The sequence below is a fragment of the Methanomassiliicoccus sp. genome (genome assembly GCA_033485155.1).
Classification (GTDB): Archaea; Thermoplasmatota; Thermoplasmata; order Methanomassiliicoccales; family Methanomassiliicoccaceae; genus UBA6.
The window spans coordinates 49,057-71,804 of record JAWQJJ010000003.1 but is presented as its reverse complement, the minus strand read 5'-3'; the positions used below and the strand labels follow the sequence as shown (position 1 = coordinate 71,804).

General features: G+C 57.4%; 27 protein-coding genes. 19 read left to right on the top strand and 8 right to left on the bottom strand.

What is annotated here, in order from left to right:
* Positions 1-77: 77 nt before the first annotated feature.
* Positions 78-569, bottom strand: a complete 492-nt coding sequence (locus SA339_05935) for a DUF6677 family protein (protein MDW5562750.1) — start codon at positions 567-569, stop codon at positions 78-80.
* 117 nt (positions 570-686) lie between these two features.
* Positions 687-1,121 carry a DUF6677 family protein gene (locus SA339_05930; protein MDW5562749.1) on the bottom strand — a complete coding sequence of 145 codons (435 nt, stop codon included), beginning with the start codon at positions 1,119-1,121 and terminating at the stop codon, positions 687-689.
* 245 nt (positions 1,122-1,366) lie between these two features.
* On the opposite strand from SA339_05930, the gene SA339_05925 reads away from it, so the two are divergent.
* From SA339_05925 to SA339_05880, 10 genes are all read left to right on the top strand, one after another.
* Entirely contained in the window at positions 1,367-2,338 is a 972-nt protein-coding gene (locus tag SA339_05925; protein MDW5562748.1) for a replication factor C small subunit, read from the top strand.
* A gap of 59 nt (positions 2,339-2,397) precedes the next feature.
* Complete coding sequence (locus SA339_05920) at positions 2,398-2,547, top strand: 50S ribosomal protein L40e (protein ID MDW5562747.1); 150 nt, start codon at positions 2,398-2,400, stop codon at positions 2,545-2,547.
* Positions 2,548-2,634: 87 nt separating this feature from the next.
* Positions 2,635-3,660 carry a DUF835 domain-containing protein gene (locus SA339_05915; protein ID MDW5562746.1) on the top strand — a complete coding sequence of 342 codons (1,026 nt, stop codon included), beginning with the start codon at positions 2,635-2,637 and terminating at the stop codon, positions 3,658-3,660.
* A gap of 62 nt (positions 3,661-3,722) precedes the next feature.
* Positions 3,723-5,000 carry a phosphopyruvate hydratase gene (gene eno, locus SA339_05910; protein MDW5562745.1) on the top strand — a complete coding sequence of 426 codons (1,278 nt, stop codon included), beginning with the start codon at positions 3,723-3,725 and terminating at the stop codon, positions 4,998-5,000.
* A gap of 55 nt (positions 5,001-5,055) precedes the next feature.
* Positions 5,056-6,270 (top strand): nicotinate phosphoribosyltransferase, encoded by a 1,215-nt coding sequence (locus tag SA339_05905; protein ID MDW5562744.1) that lies wholly within the window; start codon positions 5,056-5,058, stop codon positions 6,268-6,270.
* Positions 6,271-6,744: an OsmC family protein gene (locus SA339_05900; protein ID MDW5562743.1), complete on the top strand. Its 474-nt coding sequence runs from the start codon at positions 6,271-6,273 to the stop codon at positions 6,742-6,744.
* 316 nt (positions 6,745-7,060) lie between these two features.
* Positions 7,061-7,330 (top strand): hypothetical protein, encoded by a 270-nt coding sequence (locus SA339_05895; protein ID MDW5562742.1) that lies wholly within the window; start codon positions 7,061-7,063, stop codon positions 7,328-7,330.
* 64 nt (positions 7,331-7,394) lie between these two features.
* The gene (locus SA339_05890) at positions 7,395-7,994 is read left to right on the top strand and encodes a GTP-binding protein (GenBank protein ID MDW5562741.1); all 600 of its coding nucleotides are present in this window, start codon (positions 7,395-7,397) and stop codon (positions 7,992-7,994) included.
* Positions 7,991-8,467 carry a hypothetical protein gene (locus tag SA339_05885; protein MDW5562740.1) on the top strand — a complete coding sequence of 159 codons (477 nt, stop codon included), beginning with the start codon at positions 7,991-7,993 and terminating at the stop codon, positions 8,465-8,467. Before SA339_05890 ends, SA339_05885 begins: the two co-directional genes overlap by 4 nt.
* 51 nt (positions 8,468-8,518) lie before the next feature.
* Entirely contained in the window at positions 8,519-9,025 is a 507-nt protein-coding gene (locus tag SA339_05880; protein MDW5562739.1) for a GNAT family N-acetyltransferase, read from the top strand.
* A gap of 33 nt (positions 9,026-9,058) precedes the next feature.
* Here the strand turns inward: SA339_05880 and SA339_05875 are convergent, their stop codons facing one another.
* Both SA339_05875 and nikR read right to left on the bottom strand, forming a co-directional pair.
* Positions 9,059-11,452: a DNA topoisomerase I gene (locus SA339_05875; GenBank protein ID MDW5562738.1), complete on the bottom strand. Its 2,394-nt coding sequence runs from the start codon at positions 11,450-11,452 to the stop codon at positions 9,059-9,061.
* 77 nt (positions 11,453-11,529) lie between these two features.
* Positions 11,530-11,979, bottom strand: a complete 450-nt coding sequence (gene nikR / locus SA339_05870) for a nickel-responsive transcriptional regulator NikR (protein MDW5562737.1) — start codon at positions 11,977-11,979, stop codon at positions 11,530-11,532.
* A gap of 63 nt (positions 11,980-12,042) precedes the next feature.
* On the opposite strand from nikR, the gene SA339_05865 reads away from it, so the two are divergent.
* Genes SA339_05865 through nth form a run of 3 tightly spaced genes read left to right on the top strand, consistent with a single transcriptional unit; the run spans position 12,043 to position 14,795 of the window.
* Positions 12,043-12,843: an asparagine synthase-related protein gene (locus tag SA339_05865; protein MDW5562736.1), complete on the top strand. Its 801-nt coding sequence runs from the start codon at positions 12,043-12,045 to the stop codon at positions 12,841-12,843.
* A gap of 22 nt (positions 12,844-12,865) precedes the next feature.
* Positions 12,866-14,155, top strand: a complete 1,290-nt coding sequence (locus SA339_05860; protein MDW5562735.1) for a folylpolyglutamate synthase/dihydrofolate synthase family protein — start codon at positions 12,866-12,868, stop codon at positions 14,153-14,155.
* Positions 14,133-14,795 (top strand): endonuclease III, encoded by a 663-nt coding sequence (gene nth, locus SA339_05855; GenBank protein ID MDW5562734.1) that lies wholly within the window; start codon positions 14,133-14,135, stop codon positions 14,793-14,795. Before SA339_05860 ends, nth begins: the two co-directional genes overlap by 23 nt.
* Here the strand turns inward: nth and SA339_05850 are convergent.
* Positions 14,792-15,079 (bottom strand): hypothetical protein, encoded by a 288-nt coding sequence (locus tag SA339_05850; GenBank protein ID MDW5562733.1) that lies wholly within the window; start codon positions 15,077-15,079, stop codon positions 14,792-14,794. The two genes, nth and SA339_05850, sit on opposite strands and share 4 nt — an antisense overlap.
* 115 nt (positions 15,080-15,194) lie before the next feature.
* Here SA339_05850 and hypA point away from each other — a divergent pair, with 115 nt between their 5' ends.
* Both hypA and hypD read left to right on the top strand, forming a co-directional pair.
* Positions 15,195-15,581 carry a hydrogenase maturation nickel metallochaperone HypA gene (gene hypA, locus SA339_05845; GenBank protein ID MDW5562732.1) on the top strand — a complete coding sequence of 129 codons (387 nt, stop codon included), beginning with the start codon at positions 15,195-15,197 and terminating at the stop codon, positions 15,579-15,581.
* Positions 15,568-16,641, top strand: a complete 1,074-nt coding sequence (hypD, locus tag SA339_05840) for a hydrogenase formation protein HypD (GenBank protein ID MDW5562731.1) — start codon at positions 15,568-15,570, stop codon at positions 16,639-16,641. Before hypA ends, hypD begins: the two co-directional genes overlap by 14 nt.
* Here the strand turns inward: hypD and SA339_05835 are convergent, their stop codons facing one another.
* Positions 16,642-17,226, bottom strand: coding sequence for a DUF998 domain-containing protein (locus SA339_05835; GenBank protein MDW5562730.1), 585 nt, complete (start codon positions 17,224-17,226; stop codon positions 16,642-16,644). It abuts the gene before it with no gap.
* Positions 17,227-17,400: 174 nt separating this feature from the next.
* Here SA339_05835 and SA339_05830 point away from each other — a divergent pair, with 174 nt between their 5' ends.
* From SA339_05830 to SA339_05820, 3 genes are all read left to right on the top strand, one after another.
* Positions 17,401-17,721, top strand: coding sequence for a hypothetical protein (locus SA339_05830; protein ID MDW5562729.1), 321 nt, complete (start codon positions 17,401-17,403; stop codon positions 17,719-17,721).
* Between the two features lie 204 nt (positions 17,722-17,925).
* On the top strand, positions 17,926-18,153 hold the full coding sequence (locus SA339_05825; protein ID MDW5562728.1) for a hypothetical protein: 228 nt from the start codon (positions 17,926-17,928) through the stop codon (positions 18,151-18,153).
* Positions 18,154-18,453: 300 nt separating this feature from the next.
* The gene (locus SA339_05820; protein MDW5562727.1) at positions 18,454-18,951 is read left to right on the top strand and encodes a TIR domain-containing protein; all 498 of its coding nucleotides are present in this window, start codon (positions 18,454-18,456) and stop codon (positions 18,949-18,951) included.
* A gap of 506 nt (positions 18,952-19,457) precedes the next feature.
* Here SA339_05820 and SA339_05815 read toward each other — a convergent pair.
* Positions 19,458-20,180 (bottom strand): hypothetical protein, encoded by a 723-nt coding sequence (locus SA339_05815; GenBank protein ID MDW5562726.1) that lies wholly within the window; start codon positions 20,178-20,180, stop codon positions 19,458-19,460.
* A gap of 504 nt (positions 20,181-20,684) precedes the next feature.
* Between SA339_05815 and SA339_05810 the strand changes: the two genes are divergently transcribed.
* Complete coding sequence (locus SA339_05810; GenBank protein ID MDW5562725.1) at positions 20,685-21,524, top strand: hypothetical protein; 840 nt, start codon at positions 20,685-20,687, stop codon at positions 21,522-21,524.
* A 284-nt stretch (positions 21,525-21,808) separates the two neighbouring features.
* On the opposite strand, the gene SA339_05805 is transcribed toward SA339_05810, so the two are convergent.
* Complete coding sequence (locus SA339_05805; protein MDW5562724.1) at positions 21,809-22,498, bottom strand: hypothetical protein; 690 nt, start codon at positions 22,496-22,498, stop codon at positions 21,809-21,811.
* Positions 22,499-22,748: the final 250 nt, after the last annotated feature.

Sequence of the window (22,748 nt, the reverse complement as noted above, 5' to 3'; positions counted from 1 at the left end):
GAGGCCAGTCCGACCTGTTGAACCGTGTCGGATGGCCTCCGTCCCCGGTAAGAGGGCTTTTTCACAAGAGTTCTAGCCTACCACGGGGCTTGACCGGTACGGCGGATTGCCTCGTTGTACTTCTTGGTCTGCTGGTAGACGTCGATCAGGTTCACGATCCAGATGATAATGGCGATCAAGCCGATGATCGAGACCACGATAAGGAGGTCGTTGCTCAGGCCCACCATGAAGTTGGGGTCACCGGAAGCGGCCATGTCGCCCACAGCATTCCAGATGATCCCAATTGACAGGGCGTTCAGTCCGAAGTAGCTCACCAAGAATACGATCCCCCGCATGATCCTTCCCAGATAAATGTGACCGAGCCCTGGTATGAAGAAGGCCAGGAGTATCGACACGATCTCGTTCTTCTGTGGGGGCACATTGGTGCCGTACGGCTGACCATAGGGTTGGCCAGGGTACGGCGGGGCTGGGTAGACCGGAGCACTACCGGCCGCCCCGAGCTTCGTTCCGCAATTGGCACAGAACGATGAGTTTTCGGGCAGCTCGGTCCCGCAATTAGGGCAATACATCTTGTTTCCTCCAACGGCAGCTATGGCCGCCTATACATCCATTCCGTTGTGGATATTAAAAACTCTCTGGCCAGAACTCTCTTGCAGAAGAAGATAAAAAATGGAAAATGAAGGGGTTTACCAGGGAGCCCGGCCGGTCTGTTGGACGGCGGAGTTGTACTGGTTAGCGAGCTTGTAAGCATCGTATATCTGCCAGATCCAGAACACCAAGGGAATGATGAGGCCGATGATTGTTAGGATGCCGATGATCCAGAACACGACCATGAGGACCATGTACAGAATACCCTTCCCGATGAGGCCCAGGTAGATGTGCCCCAGCCCTGCCCACAGGAATGCCAGCACGGCGGCCAGACCTGCGTTCTTCAAGGGAACGGGCGCGTACATCGGCTGCCCATACTGAGGTTGGCCGTACGGCGGGGCCTGCTGGGGCGGTGTCTGTGCGTACTGCGGGTTTGCTGCCTGCGCTGCTTGGTCGATCGGCAATACCGTTCCGCAGCTCTCGCAGAACTTGGCGCCGACCGCCGAATCCTTTCCACAATTTGGACAGAACATTGCTCTTCCTCCACTTGGTAGGGGTATTAATCGGTTCGATTAATAATACTACTCATAAAAATCAAGATACTCAGCAAGGCCAGACTCGATTGTATCGACCATTTATAACCACATATGCAGATGAAATTGGCCCATTCAGGCATGCTCCTGGCTCCGCACCGTGGCAATTGGCCGCTGCTGGATGACGGCTATGGGGTGTCAAAACCTTTAATTGACCCCACCACCTTTGCTCGCAACGAGCTCAGATGAATGAGATATGGATCGAGAAGTACCGGCCGAAGACGTTGAAGGAGATCGTCGGGCAGAAGGACATAGTGGACCGCCTGGAGTCCTATGTTCATGCTCAGAACCTGCCCCACCTGATGTTCGCCGGTCCGGCCGGCACCGGGAAGACCACCTCCGCCATCGCCCTGGCCAGGGAGCTTTTCGGGGAGAACTGGAAGGGTAACTTCAATGAGCTGAACGCCTCGGACGAGCGAGGCATCGACGTGGTACGAGGCAAGATTAAGGATTTCGCGCGTACCTCGCCCATCGGTGGGGCTGGCTTCAAGATCATCTTCCTGGACGAGGCGGATGCCCTGACCGGGGACGCTCAGGCGGCGCTGAGGCGGACGATGGAGCGGTACAGCAAGACCTGCCGCTTCATCCTCTCCTGCAACTATTCTTCAAAAATCATCGAGCCCATCCAATCGAGGTGCGCGGTGTTTCGGTTCCGTCCCCTGAGGGCGGAAGACGTCCGCAACTATCTTGTGCACATCTCTGCACTGGAGACGATCAGCATCACCGACGACGCTTTGGATGCGCTGGTGCACGTGTCCCAGGGTGACATGCGCAAGGCCGTCAATTCTCTCCAGGTGGCCGGATCGCTGGGAGAGAACATCACGGTAGACCTGGTATACCACACCACGGGGACGGCGAGGCCGGAGGAGGTCCGCGAGCTGCTGCAGACCTCCATCTCGGGTGACTTCATCGCTGCCCGGAACCAGCTTGACGAGATCATGATATCCTACGGACTGTCGGGCGAGGACATCATCAAGCAGATCCACCGCACCATATTCGATCTCGATATTCCGGACTACGAGAAGGTGAGGCTGATCGATCGCACCGGGGAAACGGAGTTCCGCATCGTGGAAGGCTCCAATGAGCGCATCCAGCTGGAATCGCTTCTGGCCTACATGGTGCTGGTCGGGGAGCACCGCGGGGACAGTGCTGACTGACCGCTGCGGTGGCCAATTTATTTATAGGACCTTCATATTCATCACAAAAGAGGATTTAGATGGCACGTTTCAAGGAAGCTGATGAGAGGCTTCTTAACAAGAAGGTCTGCATGAAGTGCGACGCGCGCAATGCGCCGAGGGCCACGCGCTGCCGCAAGTGCGGGTACGAAGGCCTTCGCCAGAAGGCTAAGGAAAGCAGGAAGGCGTAATCCTTCCCCTGGCTATTTTTCGCGGAGGTCCAAGCCTCCCGATCACACCCCTTCTTTAACTGACGTATTTATAACTGAAAGGGATAGATTTTTAACCAAGGTTATCGCTTTGACGTCGTTAGCGGTCCAGGAGGCATAGGCATCAAGAAGGTTCTGATCGTAGATGACAATCCGGCTATCCTGGACATAGTGTCGGAGCTGGTCTCGGGCGCCGGGTTCGACCCCCGCACCGCCTCCGGTGGAAAGGAGGCGCTGGAGAGGGTCGTCACCGAACGCCCTGATCTCATACTCCTGGACATCAACATGCCGGACATGGACGGGTGGACGGTCCTTCGCAAGCTCAAGGAGGAAGGCGTCACCAATACAACCAAGGTCATGATGCTCACCGCCACCACAGACGTAGGTACCGACATCTTCGGCCTTCAGGACGTGGTTTCCGGCTACATCCGCAAGCCGTTCAACAACAAGGACCTATCCGATCGACTGAAGTCGGTGCTGGAAGATAAGCCAGCGCCCCCGGCCGCTCCCCAGCCTAAAGAAGAGCCCCGCCTGTTCGCGTTCCTCGGGAAGAGGAAGGGCGAGGCCTCCGAGGGCAAGGAAAAAGCGACCAAGTCGGCCAAGAAGTATGAGCTCCGCCCCGGTTTGAGCTATGTGGTGAGGGAGCAGAAGGCGGTCAAGTCCTTCGAGATATTCACCGATCAGGTGACCCACAATATACAGGGGTTGTGCATCACCCGGCAGTATCCGGCAGTGGTGCGCCAGGAATGGCAGCTGGAGGAGACCCCGATTATCTGGCTGAGCAACCAACTGGGCAAGGTCTATGTAAATCCGGCCAACATCGGCATCCTGGGGGACACCATCATCCGCTTCATCGAGAAGTCCGACGACAGCGTGGTTATGATCGATGGCATCGAGTTCCTCATCGTCAACAATGGCTTTGACAAGGTCCTCAAGATGATCCACCGCATTACTGAGGTGGTCATGGAGTACCGGTCCCGCCTCATAATCTCGGTGGACCCACGGGCTCTGGACGTCAGGGAGCTGGCCCTGATGGAGCGCAACATGGAGATCATCGAGGGCGAGGTCCGGCCCCAGGTCAAGGTCATCCGGTAGCTCACTGGGATTAAGTAAGGCTTGTACCATGCTCCCTTGCATCAGCGGATGTAGGGAATGACATGTCGTCCAAGATCACTCGCGTATGGGCCCGGGAGGTCCTTGATTCCAGAGGCAATCCGACGGTAGAGGCAGAGGTCGAGGCCGGTAATGTATTGGTGACCGCCATCGCTCCCTCCGGAGCGTCGACCGGTTCTCATGAGGCTCTCGAGCTAAGGGATGGAGGCAAGAGATACGGGGGCAAGGGCGTCGCCAACGTGGTTCGTGGAGTGCGGGAAACCATCGCCCCTGGCCTCATAGGCATGGACGCCACCGACCTTAGGGCAGTGGACCACCGCCTCATGGAACTGGACGGCACGCCAAATAAGTCTAAGCTCGGCGCCAATGCCACAGTGGCGGTTTCTCTGGCGGTCGCTCGGGCTGGTGCCGAGGTCCTCGGGCAGCCGTTGCATGAGCACCTCAGGGCTGGCAGCCACGTCCTCCCGGTGCCAATGATGAACATCCTCAACGGCGGAAAGCACGCTGGCACCAACCTGCGGATCCAGGAGTTCATGGTCGCGCCCGTCGGCGCCCCGACCTTTGCCGAGGCCCTGCGCATCGGGGTCGAGGTGTACCACTCCCTGAAGAAAAAGCTCAAGGACGCCTATGGGGTCGGCGCGGTTAACATAGGTGATGAGGGAGGTTTCGCTCCCCCCGTGGACACCACCGACCAGGCGCTCGACATCATCGTCAAGGCGATCGAGGGGGCTGGCTTCATTCCGGGCAAGGATGTCTACCTGGCCATAGACGCGGCGGCCTCGGAGTTCTACGAGAATGGCGCGTACACGGTGGACGGGAAGCGGCTGAGCCCCGAAGAACTCGTGGACTTCTACGCCGATCTCAAGGCCCGTTACCCGCTCATCAGCTTGGAGGATCCTGTCATGGAGGACGACTTCCCGACGATGGCCAAGATCACTGCGAGGATGGGCAGCACGCTCCAGCTGGTGGGGGACGACCTCTTCGTCACCAATCCCGAGAGGCTGCGCCGGGGCATCGAGGCCAAGGCCGGCAACGCTCTTCTGCTCAAGGTCAATCAGATCGGAACAGTGTCCGAGGCCATGGACGCCGCCGAGCTGGCTCAGCGTTCCGGGTACGCGGTCATGGTCAGCCATCGCTCTGGTGAGTCGGAGGACACCTCCATAGCCGATATCGCCGTGGCCCTGGGGTGCGGACAGATCAAGACCGGCGCCCCGGCCCGCGGGGAGCGCACGGCCAAGTACAATCGCCTGCTGAGGATTGAGGAGCGCCTGGGGGCCCGCGCCAAGTACGCTGGACGGGCTGCCTTTGGCGCCCGTGACTAGAGCTTGAGCCGAGGCAAGCCTTAAACGGGTGGGAGCCGTTGGTGGAATCCCGAGGATGAAGGACATGGAGCAGAAGAAGGGCAAGCGGTTCTTCACCGCTTCCGACGAGGATATCCTGAACGGACGCACGACGGACATCTATTTCGTCAGGACCATGCAGATCCTCGAGGCCAAGGGCATCGCGGACCAGACCGCCCTGGCCGAGCTGACGGTGGCCAAGCTCCCTCGGGAATGGCCATGGGCCGTCCTCACGGGAATCGAGGAAGCTCTTCGCCTCATGGAGGGGAAGGGCGTGGATATCTGGGGCCTGCCCGAAGGGACGCTGTTCCCCTCTCGCACCCAGAGCGGGATCAAGCTCCCGGTGCTGAACATCGAGGGACCGTATTCGGAGTACTGCATCTTCGAGACCCCCATGCTCGGCTTCCTATGCCACTCCACAGGCGTGGCGACCATGGCTGCGCGCTGCCGCAAGGCCGCTGTGAACCACCCCATGATCGCCTTCGGGATACGAAGGACGCATCCCGCCATCTCGCCCATGCTCGACCGTTCATCTTACATCGGCGGATGTGACGCGGTGTCCTCGCTCCTGGGGGCGGAGACCATCGGCAAACCTCCTGAAGGCACTATGCCTCACGCCCTAGTGGTCATGATGGGTGACTCGGTCAGAGCGTTCAAGGCCTTCGACGAGGTCATCGAGCCATCGGTGCCCCGGATCGTGCTCGTTGATACCTACTCCGATGAGAAGACCGAGGCCATCGCCGCCTGTGAGGCGGTCAAGGACCTAGCGGGCGTGCGCCTGGACACTCCTGGATCGCGTCGGGGTTCGTTCACCGAGCTGATCCGAGAGGTTCGCTGGGAGCTCGACCTTCGAGGGTATCAAAAGGTCCAGATCTTCGTGTCCGGTGGCCTTGACGAAAAAACCCTGGCCAGTCTGGCCCAGGCCGGGGCGGACGGCTTCGGGGTCGGCACGAGCATATCCAACGCTCCCACCGTCGATTTTGCCCTGGACATAGTCAGCATCGGGGACCGTCCAGTCGCCAAGCGCGGCAAGTTCGGAGGGCGCAAGCACCTGTTCCGGTGCCCCGACTGCTTCAGCTTCGAGGTGTCCACCAACGAGGATGAGATCCCACGCTGCGCCCGCTGCGGCAAGGAGATGGTCCCCGCCTACACCAAGCTAATGGAGAACGGCCGGCGCCTGGTACCGGAGCGGTCGCCGGGGGACATACGCGGAGATGTTCTCGATCAGCTGCAAAAGATGGAGATGCTCTAAGTGGACGAGACCGAGTTCCTGACCAAGATCAGCCGGGTGGAGCGCTACAAGTTCAGAGTCTCCTTCAATAACGACAAGATAGAAGACATCATGATGGACGAGCCCACCCCCCTGGGTGGGGGGGAGTTCCCCAACGCCGGCAAGCTTCTCGCCGCTGCGGTCGGTAACTGCCTATGTGCATCGTTGGTGTTCTGCATGGAGAGGTCGAGGTCCGAGGTGCCCAATATCTGCGCCGAGGTATCGACCAGCTTGGAGAGGAACGAGAAGGGCCGGCTGCGCATCACTCAAATGGCGGTCAAGATCTTCCCCCAGGTCGAGGACGAGGCTAAGTTCGAGCGCTGCCGCGATCTGTTCGAGGACTTCTGTATAGTCACGCAGAGCGTACGGAACGGTATCCCGGTCGACGTCAAGGTATTTCCCTACCGCCTCCGCGAGGACCGCTTAAAGGGAAGCGTCGGGGGTTCCGACCCGTAGAGCCGTTTTAATATAAAAGCGCTTATCACGCGTTATCAGCCGAACGTGGCCAGTATGTCAGGTCTTAGTCTTTAACTCTGGTCTGATATGGAAATCTTTAAGCATGTCCTAAGGTTCATGGCCTGTGGGCTTTGCGTTTCATTATCGGAATGGGGGAACCTCCGATCGTGGTGCAGCCTCAACATATTCATCGAACAAAAATAAAATAACGATAGCGAATGCTATGACTCTAACGTGGGATCATCGAGGTAGAGAATCGTCCGAAGGGGCAGAATGGGATGGCCTGAGTTCGATCCAGAGAAATCAAGCATTGCTGGTGGTAGAGCCTGTGTTTGGTACGAACTCAATGAACAAGGCCCTTTGCGGCTGTGGCGCCATCGCCGACCTGGACACCGATGTTGTCCGGAGAAAGCAGGATCTTGGCAAACGCGTAGAGTGCTCCAGGTGCCGCAACCGTCGCATCGCCGAGGAGAGGGAGGCGTTGGAGCGCTATTACCACGGGTTGGACGAAGCGGAGCAGGATGAATCAAGTGTTCGGCCTGCCCTTCCGAAGAGGTTCCATCACCGCCCGGGGTCAAGGCAGTAAATCATCGTTCCGGACATATCGTTATATACCGTTTTTCGAATCGCAACATAGTCAGGTGCTGCGCATGGAGATGCTTGTAATCGCGGGGTTTCTAGGCTCGGGGAAGACCACTCTGGTCCTCTCAGTCATTGATCGTATCATTGAACGGACCGGGAAGAAAGTGGTCGTGATCGTCAATGATTTCGGAACGGTGGGGATCGACGGCAAGGTCATGAGCAAATATGGGCTCAATGTCAAAGAACTGGCCAGCGGCTGCATCTGCTGCACCCTGGGAGCGGACCTGCTGCAGACGGTACAGGACATCGAGGCCACGATCGCTCCCGATCTCATCGTGATCGAACCGACCGGGGTCGCGGACCCCTCAGCCATAGTCAGCGCGATGACCATGTATGAAGGGAACGGCCTGAGTCGCATCACGTCCGCGGTCATCGTCGACGCTTCCCGCTTCGATGTCATACTCAAAGCCTTGGGACGACCGCTCACCAATCAGGTGAAGGCCGCCGACCTGATACTCATTAACAAGATGGATGCCGTCAATGCTCCGGAGATCGAGCGGATGATCGCCCAGCTGAGAGAAATAAACAACATGAAGCCGATCATCCCCATCTCCGCGACCGAGGGGACCAACGTGGACAAGGTCATAGATGCGATGGTGATGGCATGATCACTCCTGATTTCTCGGCCTACGCCGTGGGCGCCGACCTTCATCTTCACGATGGAGTGTCCTCCGTCGAACTGACCCGCCGGATCGAGGGCCTCCTGGCTAAGATCGCGTCGGAATGCATGCGTTCAGGGGCGGACCTCATCGGCCACATCAAGTGCATCGTGGAGACCGAGGGCAAGGGGTTCCTGGCGGTGAGTGTCGTCGATGCCTCCAGCAAGCCTCAGGCCCGGGGCCATCTGGACGAGGGCGTCGAAGAGCTTGAGATCATCATCAACGTCCTGCTGTACGGGCTGAAGAGGAGCAGGATACAGGAGATCGTCGACCCCCTGGTGAGGCAGGAGCTGTCCCTGCCTGGTGGCCATCTGACATTGGAGGACCTGGGGAAGGAACATGATCACTCCCATGGGGACGATCATCATCACCATGAGCACCACCATGAGCATAGCCACGACCATGGCCACGAACACAACTGACCCTTACCCCATGCCATACTCCGTTCCCTCGCCCGATGGGTCGGTGGAGCAATGACGAAGGTGTACCCGACCAGCATCCCTGAATTCGTGATCCGTGAAGCAGGAGAGAGCGATACCGCCCTGATCCTAACATTCATCAGGCGATTGGCCGAGTACGAAGGCCTTTCGAGCGAGGTCATCGCCGATGAAGGGACTCTCCTCGACTCCCTTTTCGCTAAGCATCAGGCAGACGTCATCATCGGCGAATTTGAGGGAATGCCAGTGGCCTTCGCCCTGTTCTTCCATAACTTCTCGACCTTCCTGGGAAAGGCCAACCTGTATCTCGAGGACCTGTTCGTTGATGAGCGGTACCGCGGCAGGGGTCTGGGAAGGGCGATGCTGGCATGCTTGGCGAGGATCGCCCTAGAGCGGGGCTGCGGTCGACTCGACTGGTGGTGCCTCGATCGGAACGAACCCTCGATCAGGTTCTATAAGCGTCTGGGCGCCCGGCCGATGGACGATTGGACCGTGTACCGGGTGGACGGGGACGCGCTAGGCCATCTGGCAAGATCTCTGTAGCGCCCCTTGCCCTGTTTAAAAAAAAGGATGAGCCTATTCGGTCGATGGCGAGGTAGTTTCACTAGCCTTCTTCGACGTTTTCTTGGTCGCTGGCTTTTTGGCGGTGGTCTTCTTGGCCGTCGCCTTCTTCTTGGGGGCGGCTTTTGTTTTCGCGCTCTCCTTCTTGTCCTTGCCCTTGGAGGGGCACTCCATGTCCGCGCAGGACTTCCATGACTGTCCCCTCATCCAGATCTGGAGGATGGGCGCCCCGCACTGCTCGCACTTCTCGCCGGTGGCGGAGAACTTGCCGAACTGGGGCAGGGGATAGGTCTGCTTGCACTCGGGATAGCCAGAGCATCCTAGGAACCGCTTGCCGGCCCTCGAGTAGAGGACGCGGAGGTCCTTACCGCACTTGGGGCAGGAGCCTGCGGTAGTCCGCTCGCGGTTGCTCTCGCAGGCCGGGTCGAGGCAGTGGACCTGGGGCGGCTGCCCGCGGCGAACCACTCGGACCATCGGGGAGCGGCACACCGTGCACACTTCACCGGTCGGCTGCACCAATGCGGACGGCGGATACTGATAGATGCGCTTGCACTCGGGATAGTTGGAGCAGCCGACAAAGGGCTTGCCGAACTTGGCCCTGATGACCTTGAGGTCGGCACCACAGTCCGGGCACTTGCCCATGTAGTGTTGTTCCTCGATCGCCTTGCGAATCTCCTCGCCGATCTGCTGGCGGTGATTCTCCATTGTCTCCAGGATATCCGACAGCATGTCCTGCGATTCCTCGACCACCTCATCCAAAGTAGTCTTGCCGTTGGCGATGTCGTCCATGTCCTGCTCCAGATGGGCGGTCATCTTGGGATCGGTGACGATCTGGGCGTGCTTGATGAGGGCCTCGGCCACTGCCACGCCGCTGGCGGTCGGAATGAGATCGTTGCCCTCCACGTACTTCCGGTCGTAAAGCTTCTGGATAATGTCGTGTCTCGTCGACTTGGTGCCCAGCGCGAGCCTTTCCATCTCTTGGATCAGAGAGCCTTGGGAGTAGCGAGCGGGAGGCTGGGTCATCTTCTTGTCCGAGGACACATCCTTGAGCAGGATCTCCTCGCCGACGACCAGCTCAGGGAGATCGATCTCGTTGACCTTGAAGTATGGGTAGTACTTCTTCCACCCGGGGAAGAGGAGCTTGTAGCCCTTAGAGTCGAAGACCTCCCCGTTCACGTCCAACGAGGCGTTCGATAACTGGGCCTTGGCCGGAGGGGCCACGGTGGCCATGAACCTCCGGGCGACCAGCTCATAGATGGCCCACTTCTCTCCCTTGAGCTGCTTGCTGGTGGCGGCCTCGGTGGGATATATCGGAGGGTGGTCGGTGGTCTGTACCTTGCCCCTAGATGGCCGAATGTGCTCCTGCTGCAGGAGCTCCTCGGCGTCCTTCTTCAGGTCCTCCGACTCCTTCAGCTTTTCCAGGATGCGCCTGAGCCCTAACGAGGTCGGATAGACGGTGTTGTCCGTCCTGGGATAGGAGATGTAGCCGGCGGTGTAGAGGTCCTCGGCGATCTTCATAGCCCGGGCAGCGGTGAAGCCCAGCTTGTTCGCCTCCATCAGAAGCATGGTGGTGTTGAACGGCGGCAGCGGGTACTCGTCCTTCTCGTTCCGCTCATACTTTGTGACCTTGCCCTTCTCCTGCCCCTTGCAGGCGGTGAGCGCCTCCAAGGCCTTGGCCTCATCGTGGAAGGGGTTGTTCACATGATGGCCGTTGAACTCGGCCCCCTTCTCGAACCGGGCGCTGACGTTCCAATAGGGCTTGGGCACGAACTCTTCGATGGCCTTGTGTCGGGCGACCACAAGGGCGAGGGTCGGGCTTTGCACCCGGCCGACGGAAAGGAAGTTGCTGCCTCCCTGGCTGGAGGCCAGGGAGATGAACCGGGTGAGAACCGCGCCCCATGCCAGGTCGATCTTCTGCCGGCATTCAGCGGAGTCGGCGAGCTGCTCGTCCGGTAGGGTCAGCGAACCGAAGGCGGTGTCGATCTCCTGCCGGGTGAAAGCGCTGAACCGCGCCCTTCCGACCTTCTTGCCGTCGAGGTCCAACAATCTGGCCGTTTCCAGACCGATGAGCTCCCCTTCGCGGTCAAAGTCGGTGGCGATGACGACCTCGTTGACGTCCTTGGAGATGTCGCGGAGTGTGGACACGATGTTGTGGGCGGTGATGCGCTTCTCCGGTTCGGCCTTGATAAGCTCGCCGAGAGCCACCCCTCGCCAGTCGTTCAATGCTGCGGGATAGTCGAGCTCGATGATGTGCCCCCGCAGCCCTATGACGTGAACAGGCCCGCTCTCATCTTCGAACTGGAAGACCGGCACCTTGTTCACGCTGGTCCTCTTCGAGCCGCCCCTGGACAGGATCGTCGCGATCCTCGCCGCGGCATCGCTCTTCTCGGAAATGATGAGCCTGCTCATGGCCATCGACCAAAGGGCACAGAGTATAAAAAATATGCCCATTGGCTACCGGGGGCAAAATGGTCGGCTACGCTGGCCTAGTGGTGGTGAGGATGGCAGACCTCATGGTGCTCACGGTCGATGGACCCTGAGGTCATGGTCAGCTTGCCGAAGTTGACCCCCTTGACCGCGATCACCTCGTCCGCGAGGTGCTGCACCTCCTTGACCTTTCCCCACACAATGAGCACCTCCAGGCATTGCTCGGTGCTCAGATGGATGTGGATGGTGCTGGCGATGTTGGCATGGTGGCCGTGCTGGATCTCCATGAGGCGGTCCTGGACCGTACCCTTGCCATGATCGTAGACGATGGTAATGGTCCCCACGACGTCGGCCTCGCTATCCTTCCACCGCTCGTCGGTGAGGGCGAAACGGATGATGTCCCTGATCGCCTCCGAACGGTTGGTGTACCCCTTCCCTGTTACCAGGTCATCGAATTCCTTGAGCAGCTCCGGTTCGAGAGATATCCCGATGCGGGTCACCTTGTCCATAGTCTCCAGGCGATGGTCTAGGCCGTTAATAAATCCCTTGGAGATGATTCCATATCTCCCTTCGTGTTAGGGGGAGCGGTGTTCAGCATGTCGGACGAGCTCGCAATGGCTCTGGACGGGGCAGTGGAAGGCATTATGACTAAAGGGCCGGTGGCCATCATGTTCTCGGGGGGCCTGGACAGCGGCTTCCTCGCCGCGCTGGCGAAGAGGCATGGAACTCCCCATCTGTACACCGTAGGAATGAAAGGCTCCCATGATATGGTTATGAGCGAGGAGTCTGCGAGATACCTTGATCTGTTGTGGACGCCGTTCGTCACGACGACGGAGGAAGTCATTGCCGCGTGCCGCGAACTGCTGATCACGACCGGGGTGAAGAACCCCATCACCCTCTCCTTCGAACTTCCTTTGCAGATGATCGCTTCCCGGGCGGAGGAAGAAATCCTCATCAGCGGCCAGGGGGCGGATGAACTGTTCGGCGGGTACTCCCGCTACCAGGAAATGAGCATGGAAGCGGCCCATCGGACCATGGCCGACGACCTGACCAAGATGCTCTCCGATGTCATCCCGCTGGAGGAATCGCTCGCCCGGCGGTACGGTAAAAAGGTGGAGCGGCCGTTCCTCGACCCCGCTGTGAGGAAGATCGCCGCCTCTATGTCGGTGGAGGAAAAGTTCGCAGGCGGTGAGAGGAAGGCGCCCTTGAGGCGGGCTGCCCGCTCGATCGACGCGGAACTGATCGCTTCGAGGGAGAAGAAAGCGGCCCAGTACGGCTCCGGTTTCATGAAGGTGCTTAAAGCCCAGGCCAGGAAAGAGAGGCTGACAGTGGAGGAGTACCTTGCCACCCTCGCCCCGGGGCAACCTAATTAAGCCGCATAGACCATGGGCGGCCGTGGACTATGGAGAAGCGCTCTCCTGGCTCTACGGCCGGGAGACCATGGGCATCAAGTTCGGTCTGGACAATATCTCCAGGCTGCTCAGCAAGCTGGGCGACCCTCATCACCGATTCCGTTCGGTGCATGTCGCCGGGAGCAACGGCAAAGGTTCGGTGAGCGCTATGACCGCAGCTGTCCTACAAGAGTCCGGCTATATCACCGGGCTATACACCTCTCCCCATCTGGTCGATTTCCGCGAGCGCATGAGCGTGGATGGAAGATGCATCCCCGAGGCCCAGCTCCTCCGCCTCATCGAGGAGGTCAGGGGCATCGCCGAGAGTACTTCCTCCCCGGAGCAGCGGTTGACCTTCTTCGAGCTCGCCACCGGCATAGCCTTCGCTTACTTCGCCGACCTCGGGGTGGAGGAGGCGGTGGTGGAGGTGGGCATGGGCGGGCGCCTCGATGCCACCAACGTCATCGTCCCCGATTGCTGTGCCATAACCCGCATCGGCCTGGAGCATACAAAGTATCTGGGGACGACGGTGGAGGCGATCGCCGGGGAAAAGGCGGGCATCATAAAACCCGGGGTTCCGGTGGTGACCATCGACCAGGAGGAGGGAGTGCTGGATGTCTTCCGCCGGACAGCCGTTGAAAGAAAATCATCTCTCAAGGTCATCGGCCGGGACGTAGGCTTCGAGACCCTGTCCTCGACCCTGGAAGGCACCGAGGTGTGGGTCGAGGAGATAGATGCGGCGGTTAGAGTGCCCCTCATCGGCAGGTACCAGGCAGGTAACTGTGCGGTGGCCTGTGGCGTGGTGACGGAGCTCATGAAGCGCGGAGTATACGTTCCCGATGAGGCTTTCGTCAATGGTCTGGCCAAGGTCAAATGGCCGGGGCGCATGGAGATGGTCTCCGCCTCCCCGCCGATGATGTTCGATGTGACCCACACTCCAGACGGCGCCCGGGAGGTGGCCTCCGAAGTCCGGCGTTTGGTAGGGGAAGGCATCGTGCTAGTGATGGGCGTCCTGGACGACAAGGATCTTCAAGGCATCGCAGCAAACTTCGGCCCGCTGGCCAGGGTCGCGGTGGCCACATCTCCGGACACTCCTCGAGCCCTCCCATCGGCCGCGGTAGCTGGGGCCCTACGCCGTTACTGTCCGTCGGTGGAGGAGGTCACCGCCGTCCCCGCAGCCCTGGACCGGGCCGTGGCGCTGGCAGCCCCAGGGGAGACCGTCCTGGTCACCGGTTCGTTATATACTATCGGAGAAGCGTATGGGTGGCTGAATGGCAGGCAAACCGATCAATGAGATCTTGGATCGCTTGGAACGCCGCTCCCGGGACCGGGCCTCGCCCGGCTCCGCCCTGGGTCGGGAGCCGTCGTGGCAACGGACCCCCTTCACCGTGCTCATCGCCACGGTGCTGTCCCAGCGTAACCGCGACGAGTGTACCTACCTGGCATCGGAGAAGTTGTTCTCCCACCATGACACGCCGGCAAAGCTAATGGCCGCGAGCGAGGATGAGGTAGACGGCCTCATCCGAACGGTCAATTTCCATCGAGGCAAGGCCAAGGCCATACGGGAGATCTCCCGTATCATCCATGTGGACCATGGGGACCGGGTGCCCGACGACATCGACGGTCTGATGGCCCTTCCCATGGTGGGCAGAAAGACGGCTAATTGCGTTCTCGCCTACGCTTTTTACAAGGACGCCATCTGCGTGGACATCCACGTCCACCGCATATCAAACCGCATCGGCCTGGTGAAGAGCTCGACCCCCGAGGGGACCGAGGAGCAACTCAAGCTCATTGTGCCCCAGGAACGGTGGAGGACGGTCAACGAGCTCATGGTACGATTCGGACAGGAGGTCTGCACCCCCCTTCATCCGAGGCATGCGCTGTGCCCCATCCGAGAGTTATGTGATCACTATCTCCAGAATGCCGCGGACTAAAGGCCCAGGCCCTCATCGATCTTTTTGGACAGTTCGTTCTCCAGCTTGACCTCGGCATCCCACTTGTCGAGATTGTCCATGAGGTCCCTGAGCTGCCGGATGCAATCCATGCAGAACCACCGGTTCCCCACGCATTTCATCGGCCGCTTCTTGTACCCGATCCCGCCGCAGATGGTGCAGAAGTGCATGTCTCGGGTGCGATGCTCCACGTAGGCCTCCATCTTCTTGCCCTCCACGATCGACTCCAGGGTCAGCTCTTTGCGGGACCGCTCCTCGTTGGCCATAGGGAACGGCTTCGTATCCGCAGAGAGTTATATCAAGCCTCCGCGACCCCCCGCTCCGGGAGCCCGGACGCATCTGGCGTACACTTTATCTAGTTGGCCTCCGTTGGGCAAAACGATGCACGAGGTCGGGGTCATGACCAGCATCCTGGAGGCCATCCTGGATGAGCTCAAGGGTCACAACATCGAGAAGGTGGAGGAGGTCCTGCTGACGATCGGGGACCTCACCTATCTGGGTGAAGACCAACTCAGCTTCGCCTTCGAGATCCTGACCCGAGGCACCATCCTAGAGGGCGCCAAGCTGGTGGTCGAGCACGAGAAAGTGGAGGTACACTGCCCCTCGTGCGGCTACCGGGGTGAGGCGGAGTATTACCAGGACGATATGTACAGCTCCAACGTGCCGACCCTGAACTGCCCGACATGCGGTTCCCGGGTCGAGGTCATCAAGGGCAAGAGCTGCATGGTCCGGTCTATCAAGGTGGTGGAAGAAGATGTTCCGGCTTAGGGACGAGGGAGCGGCGCATAGAATCCTGGACGCAATTCGCAGGGAGGACGTGAACCTACGGTTCATGCACGTCTGTGGCACCCACCAGGATACCCTGGTCAGGTTCGGTTTGGACCCGATGCTCAGGGAGGTGGGGGTAGAGATCCGTCAGGGACCGGGTTGCCCGGTATGCGTCACCACCACCGCGGAGGTTGCCGATGCCATCGCCCTGGCCGACGCTGGATGCACCATCGCGGTGTTCGGGGACATGCTAAAGGTGCCCACGCCCATCGGTTCCCTCGGTGATGCCAAGGCCCGAGGGCGGGACGTACGGGTGGTGTACTCGGTGGAGGACGCCGTGCGCATGGCCCCCGAGGTCAAAGACATGGTGTTCATGGGCATCGGATTCGAGACCACCAGTCCCACCACCGCTGCGGTCATGGTGGAGAAGCTCCCGGAGAACTTCTCAGTATACTCGTGCCATCGTTTGCTCCCCCCGGCGCTGCATGCCATCATCAACATGGGGGAGTTCAAGATCGATGGCCTCATCGAGCCGGGGCACGTGAGCGCGATCATCGGGGTCGAGCCGTACCGAGTGTTCTCCACCAAATATAAGGTGCCCCAGGTCGTGGCCGGGTTCGAGCCCCTGGATTTACTGATGTCGGTGCACATGCTGGTCAAGCAGATCAAGGAGGGCCGGGCGGATGTAGAGAACGAGTACGGGCGGCTGGTAAAGAAAGAGGGCAACCCCCGGGCCATTAAGCTGCTGGAGCAGGTGTTTAAACCGGTCGACCGGGCTTGGAGAGGTTTTCCCTCGATTCCTCTGAGCGCCTTCGACCTGAGAGAAGAGTATGACGCCCACAACGCGCGCAAGGTGCATGAGGACGTCCTCGAAGCCCGTCCCCCGGTGAGGGAGGAGAACAAGGGCTGTCGTTGCGGGGAGATGCTGAGAGGGTTGATCGAGTCATACGAATGTCCTGCCTTCGGCAAGGCCTGCACTCCCAAGTATCCCATGGGTCCGTGCATGGTGTCCCGGGAAGGGGGATGCAACATCGCCTTCCGGTACCGCGGCAAGATGTGATCATGGCGCTCGGTGATGCCACAGCATCCTGATGCTGATAAGCACCGTCCATAGCAGAACGCACCCGACCGCCAGGGCCTCCGCGGCCGGCAGGGGCAGGGTCATCACTCCGGCGATCGCTGTCAGCAACACGATGGCAGTCAGCGCTCCCCCGCCGCGATTGAGCACGTGGCTTCTCCACACCGGGACTATGAGCAGGGCCATGGCCGCTCCGCCCAGGACGAAGAACCCCAGGCTGGCCGTGGTATGAGGACTCCCGGTATCGATGGGGAAGAGGCCGATGCCGATAAGGAAGACCGAAGCCAGCCCCAGCGTCCCCGCCCCCAGCTTTCCCAGCTTGCTCGTCGATAACAAACGGTACAGCCCTACGGCGAAGAGCAGGGACATGACTCCGGCGATGATTACTCCGCCGTTGAACAACATGGCCCCGGAGCGGGAACGGTCCCCCAGCTCACTTAGCGTCATCCCTCCCAAAACCCAATCGCCGTCCTGGTATGCAGCCGCCATCCACAGGGCGGCAAAGGCCACCGATCCGATGATCCCGCTTATGGCACCGACCCGGGGGGAGAGGAACCTGGTGTTCACAGGGCAGCTACCGGTACCACGCGATTATTGTACTTTATTACCATATCTTCCGAAACGCCGATGGTTCCGTCCTCATCGATGAACTCAGAGTGAAGCGGCATATCTCGGTTATGATTCTCAATAATCGTCCGGCGGTAGATATTTTTATTTTCTACAATATATCTTTTTTATCTTATGGCAGCGGAATGCTATAGGTGCCAAGAGATTCTCGCATGGCTGGAGAAGCGAGAGCGAGGCCGGCACATCAGGTGCCCCATCTGCGGCCTGTCCTATGTCAAGGGACGGCACTGGGTCCTGGATGAGGAGGGCAACCTCATGAACGAGGACTGGCAGATGAGCGACCAGGTGGCTCACTGCCCGTCGTGCGGTTGGGAGGGCATGATGAAGCAGGCGATATTCGTGGAGGGCAACTGCTTCCCCTTCCGCTGCCCTTCCTGCGGTAGCATCGTCGCCCACCGGAAGGCTGAGGAGCAATTATCCCTCCAATCGTTGTAAGATGTCAAGGGCGCGGAAGCGAGGTCCGGGTCATCGGTTCCGCTCATGAATGGTCTGCAGGCCCTCGCGCCGTGGTGAAAAAATATAATGGTTAAGGACTGCCGCTACGGGGGACAAGCACAAGCCTCCACCTTCACCACAAGGCGTTGGGCAAAATATATGCCCGTTCGGTTGAAGATATATCACCGATGGGAGATGATGGGAATGACCTGCCCTAGGTGCGGAGCAAATAAAAGACCGGAACTGAAGTTTTGCTCGTTCTGTGGACTGGACCTCGATGCTCCGGTCCGGCCGTTGTTGCCGTCGCGGCCGGTGCCGATCATGCCATCCGAGGAGGAGCCAGCATATAGGAAGAGGCTCAGGATAATGGTGACCTTTGCCGCCATGGCCGTGGCGGTCGTCCTGATCATCGCTTCCCTTGCCATGGTCTGAGAGGATGGGCGCAAGGCTGGTCCAGGCAACGAGAGAACGGTGGCGATGCGTCCTCTGGAATGACTATGGCGGTCGACATCCGGACGAATATCATGGCCATGGCCTGCACCGACCATCATGCCCTCAAGGTCGTCATCAGGACCTAAGGGCTCCCTGACAGGTTACCCGAGGGACTTATCGTGTCTCCTGACCGTCGCGACCGGACGAACGGCATTCATCCTTACGGCCCTGTTACTGGCGTAGAGAACCAGAACAGTCATTTTTATCGTTGGAATAACTCACGTTTAATAGGTGGGTAGTATGGCAAGGAAAGCATTCTTTAGCTTCCATTTTGAGCGCGACATATGGAGAGTATGTCAAATTCGAAATTCATGGGTCACCAAACCGACGATTGATGAAGCCGGATATATGGATGCAGCATCTTGGGAGGCGGTGAAAAAATCAGGTGACGATGCAATTAGACGTTGGATTAATAATCAGCTTGATGGTACATCCGTCACCGTTGTGTTATTCGGTAAGGAAACATATTCTCGGGACTGGGTCAGGTATGAAATCGAGCGGAGCATTCAGAAAGGAAATGGATTCCTTGCGATAGATCTTAATGGTTTGAAAGACCAATATGGAAATATAGATCCGCCTGGAACGAATCCATTTTATTATTTTCGCGACCCAAGGAGCGTAAAAAATCACTGGTATCTGTTTATCCAACGCATTATCGGTAACTTGAGGATGGTTACAATAATATTTGAAACTGGATTGAAAAGGCAGCATGGCTTGCGGGACGATAAGAGCCTTTAAACATCAATCCCCATGGGGGCAGGGGGGCGAGAGGCGACTGGTGTCATTTGATATCTCTTCAAGTCTTGAATTATTGAAGGCTAGATATGTCAGAAATGGATGCCGCCCCCATTACTTCTTCCTGCCATCAGTGCCAAACGATCATCGCGCAGCTGCAGCTCGAGGACCGAGGTCAGTAGGCAAGGTGCCCCTTCTGCGGCCGTCACTATGTTCGAGGAAGGCATTGGGTTGGCTTCCCGGTCAACGAGCGATGGCAGGAGAGCGCCCGGCCGGCTTATTGCACACAGTGCAATTGGGCCGGCCCCATGAGATCGACCGTGAACCGGACGGATGATTGCTTCCCCCACCGGTGCCCGAAGTGTGGTGCTGCTGTCGCGAACAGGAAGGGCGAGGAGTGACGGTAGTAATTTGGCTCCCGATATGCACAGCATTTACCTACACAGTATATTTTATAATGAGCGATAATAAATAAAAAAAGGTTGACCAAATGTCAACCCATGTGGTGTTTAGTTATACAGGCCAACATAGTTCAGATCTGCATAGTAGGAGCCGCTCATCTCAATTTCAGCAATCACATTTACGGCACTTGTTCCCTCGCAGTACACACTAATCCAGGATTTGATCTCGTATTCATGGTTGGCTGTAATGGGCACAGGGTTCTGCCAAGTGTAGGTGCCATCGACCAACCAGTTACTGCCGCTTGTGTGTTCAGACACGGTGTATGCTGTAGGGTTTGACGAATAATACCAAGTGCCGGCAGTTATGTCGTGTATGTTGCAAAATATCTTCTGAGATATGTGCTTGTAGGTGGCAACACCGTTAAAGTGTTCATTGTCGTAAATGCGCCAGACGGCCTTTAATGTCATCGTGCCCGTGCTCGATGCGAAGTAATGTTCGTTCGATGGAGTAACGAAACCAGCAGTCCCGCAGATTGCTCCACTGGCACCCAATTTTGCATTTGCCTCATGATTCATATGAACGACACCAGTACTTGCATCCGGCGTTGGAGTTATGGTGTATCGATATTGGCCGCTTTGAACATCCCAGTTTGAGAAGGACGAGAAATCATATCTCGAGTCATCCGGGTTCCAAGCATAGTCTACATTCGCAGAGACAGGGGTGATTACGAAGTTCAACACGAACATCGTTACAACCAGCGCGCTCACAGTGCCGAGGAGGACTTTAGTAGTCCTAGCTTTCGCTCCTTCTTCCATTTCTTTTCTTAGCATTTGCTAACCTCCTATGGGCGGTCAAATGAGGCAAGACGTCTAGCTTTCGCTAGTTCGATCTAAGCTGTCCATCATGCAAGAGAAATCTCCCTTCCCCGAGAGATTCCACTCAATAGGACCTTCCCCAGCTGTGTATCATATTTGGTGCATTAAAATCTTTTTACCAGTAATTGTCGCGAACCGAAAGGGCGAAGCGTAAAAAGCGATAGGTAGCCCCCATGGAGGTGGTGTGACCCTCATGGTATTGTTTACCGTACAAGGGCTCCTATAAGCAGAGGATTTCCCCGCCGATTCATAACCGTTAGCTACACATTATCAAGGAACAATGGCAACTCGGCGTGCGTAGGGCGCCGTATATCGAGCCCCGTTATTTCCATAGCTTTATTTTTGATAATGACAATAATCTCTGGAACTAAATTATGGGGGGAACAAGATTTGACATGCCCTAAATGTGGTGCGCCCACTAAGCCTGGCGCAGGATTCTGTCCGAGCTGCGGAGCGAGCTTGAGCGCTCCGTCTCAGCCGCCGATGCAGCGGCCGGCCTCGGTGCCGTATAAACCAACGGTCAAGAAGAGCAACAAGAAGCTCGTGATCATCGGCGTCGTCGTGATCGTCGCCGTCCTGATCATCGCCGCCGCAGCCATGTCCATGGGTGGAAACACCAAGGCGACCGATAACAACGGCAGCAACAATGGATCGAACGACAATTCCAACAATAATAACACGAACACTCAGACCAGGGACCAGATCGCCAATAAGACCTACAGCGGCGTCACCGACACGGTAACACAGAAGTTTTCGCTGCAGGCCGGCGTTACGATCTTTCATATGAAAAGTTCCGCCACCAGCAACTTCATCGTTTGGCTGTACAACGATACTGGAGTGCAGAAGGAGCTGCTGGCCAACGAGATCGGAGCGTACAATGGCGCGCAGCTCGTAGGGGTCAAGGACGGCAACATCATCGGAGTGACTCCTGGACAATACTACATGCAGGTGACATCGAACGCCGCCTGGTCGATCGTCGTCGAACAGCCTCGCGTATCCTCGGCTGCTGCTCTCCCGAAGACTCTAACCGGGACCGGCCCGAACGTCACCATCCCCATCCAGCTTAACAGCGGTGTGGCGGTCTTCGACATGACGTACACGGGAACGAGCAACTTCATCGTGACCCTGACGGCCGACAATGGCGATTATGTTGAATACCTCGCCAATGAGATCGGTAGCTACACCGGCCAGAAGAGCGTGACCGTGAACGGCGGGTTGCTAAATGCATCACCGGGCATTCACTGGATCAACGTTGATTCGAGCGGGGACTGGACCATCACCGTTAAGATGATGGCCTAGGCCTGAAACCCCTTTTCTATTTTTATGATGAGAAAATCTCCTCGGGACATGCCATCGTAGCGGCTGCGGATCCGTGGCACCATGAAGGATGCCGCATCCCTTGAGGCAATTGCTTCCTATTTAGGTGCCCTGCTTGTGGTGCCGTTGTCGCGAACCGCAAGGGCGAGGAGGAAAACCCCTTATTAAAAAAGTCAGAACGTCAAAATACAATTATACAAACTCTTTAATTGAGAGAAAGATAATGACGATTCCGTTCAACCAGGAATCGTCGTTTTTCAACTATTTCATTGAAGCACTATGGATTGGCATGTTCCTCCAACATTGACAGTTAAGTACCCATTTCCGCCCACTGAGCTACAATATGCATACAGCTCAAGCGTATCCTGGACGATATAATGGTGGTTCTGTGTTAAACCGGTCCATGTATAGCCGGTGGCTACGGTCCAAGGTCCGCCAAAGGTGTGTTTAATCGTTACATCAGAATATGACATTTGCAAAACGTATGTTCCCACTTCCGTCCTCGAAGTGGATGAGTCTACATCAAACAAACTCATGAAGATGATTATGTAGACCTGTACAGTCCCACCGGAAGTGTCTGTATGGTACTGGCCACTTGCCGTAGTGTACCAAGTACTCTTGACATATTGTGAAGTTGAGCCAGCTATAAACTCACAGCCACTAAGGCCAATCTTTTCCACAATTGTTGCATAAGAGTTTATTCCAGTCTCGATGTGGGCTCCCATTGTGCCGTAGCCGTTTGATGCACTCATGCTCGGGGCAGTCGGTGTCGCGATTACCGAGCCATACTGAGTGGTAACACCGTAATTCGTCCAAGCGTTACAGCTAGTATAAGGTGCGGTAAAAGTACCACTATTCGCAGATACAACTGGAGTCATGGCGACTAGGACAAATGCGATCATAACCACTATTGTCCCGATCGCCATTGTTTTTCTTGCTTCCCCAAATTTCTTCATATTTTTCCCTTCTCACTTTGTTGGAAAAACCATAGCTTACGCTATGACGATGATCTCAAAACTCACTACGGCCAGTAGCGATGCTCCAAGACCTTCTCCAACCCATCAGAATATAATATTCATTAAACAAAAACCCTTTCGAATTATTCCAGCATTGAAAAATGAAACTTAATCACTGGGACATCTATTCTTTGATATTATCACATAAACTATTGGAACCATAATAAATAAAACCATTTCGATTATTATT

Excerpts from the sequence above, each read along its gene's own strand:
- SA339_05935 (MDW5562750.1), bottom strand. The coding sequence starts at position 569 with ATGTATTGCCCTAATTGCGGGACCGAGCTGCCCGAAAACTCATCGTTC.
- SA339_05930 (MDW5562749.1), bottom strand. The coding sequence starts at position 1,121 with ATGTTCTGTCCAAATTGTGGAAAGGATTCGGCGGTCGGCGCCAAGTTC.
- SA339_05925 (MDW5562748.1), top strand. The coding sequence starts at position 1,367 with ATGAATGAGATATGGATCGAGAAGTACCGGCCGAAGACGTTGAAGGAG.
- SA339_05920 (MDW5562747.1), top strand. The coding sequence starts at position 2,398 with ATGGCACGTTTCAAGGAAGCTGATGAGAGGCTTCTTAACAAGAAGGTC.
- eno (MDW5562745.1), top strand. The coding sequence starts at position 3,723 with ATGTCGTCCAAGATCACTCGCGTATGGGCCCGGGAGGTCCTTGATTCC.
- SA339_05905 (MDW5562744.1), top strand. The coding sequence starts at position 5,056 with ATGAAGGACATGGAGCAGAAGAAGGGCAAGCGGTTCTTCACCGCTTCC.
- SA339_05890 (MDW5562741.1), top strand. The coding sequence starts at position 7,395 with ATGGAGATGCTTGTAATCGCGGGGTTTCTAGGCTCGGGGAAGACCACT.
- SA339_05885 (MDW5562740.1), top strand. The coding sequence starts at position 7,991 with ATGATCACTCCTGATTTCTCGGCCTACGCCGTGGGCGCCGACCTTCAT.
- SA339_05880 (MDW5562739.1), top strand. The coding sequence starts at position 8,519 with ATGACGAAGGTGTACCCGACCAGCATCCCTGAATTCGTGATCCGTGAA.
- SA339_05875 (MDW5562738.1), bottom strand. The coding sequence starts at position 11,452 with ATGAGCAGGCTCATCATTTCCGAGAAGAGCGATGCCGCGGCGAGGATC.
- nikR (MDW5562737.1), bottom strand. The coding sequence starts at position 11,979 with ATGGACAAGGTGACCCGCATCGGGATATCTCTCGAACCGGAGCTGCTC.
- nth (MDW5562734.1), top strand. The coding sequence starts at position 14,133 with ATGGCAGGCAAACCGATCAATGAGATCTTGGATCGCTTGGAACGCCGC.
- SA339_05850 (MDW5562733.1), bottom strand. The coding sequence starts at position 15,079 with ATGGCCAACGAGGAGCGGTCCCGCAAAGAGCTGACCCTGGAGTCGATC.
- hypA (MDW5562732.1), top strand. The coding sequence starts at position 15,195 with ATGCACGAGGTCGGGGTCATGACCAGCATCCTGGAGGCCATCCTGGAT.
- hypD (MDW5562731.1), top strand. The coding sequence starts at position 15,568 with ATGTTCCGGCTTAGGGACGAGGGAGCGGCGCATAGAATCCTGGACGCA.
- SA339_05830 (MDW5562729.1), top strand. The coding sequence starts at position 17,401 with ATGGCAGCGGAATGCTATAGGTGCCAAGAGATTCTCGCATGGCTGGAG.
- SA339_05825 (MDW5562728.1), top strand. The coding sequence starts at position 17,926 with ATGACCTGCCCTAGGTGCGGAGCAAATAAAAGACCGGAACTGAAGTTT.
- SA339_05820 (MDW5562727.1), top strand. The coding sequence starts at position 18,454 with ATGGCAAGGAAAGCATTCTTTAGCTTCCATTTTGAGCGCGACATATGG.
- SA339_05815 (MDW5562726.1), bottom strand. The coding sequence starts at position 20,180 with ATGCTAAGAAAAGAAATGGAAGAAGGAGCGAAAGCTAGGACTACTAAA.
- SA339_05805 (MDW5562724.1), bottom strand. The coding sequence starts at position 22,498 with ATGAAGAAATTTGGGGAAGCAAGAAAAACAATGGCGATCGGGACAATA.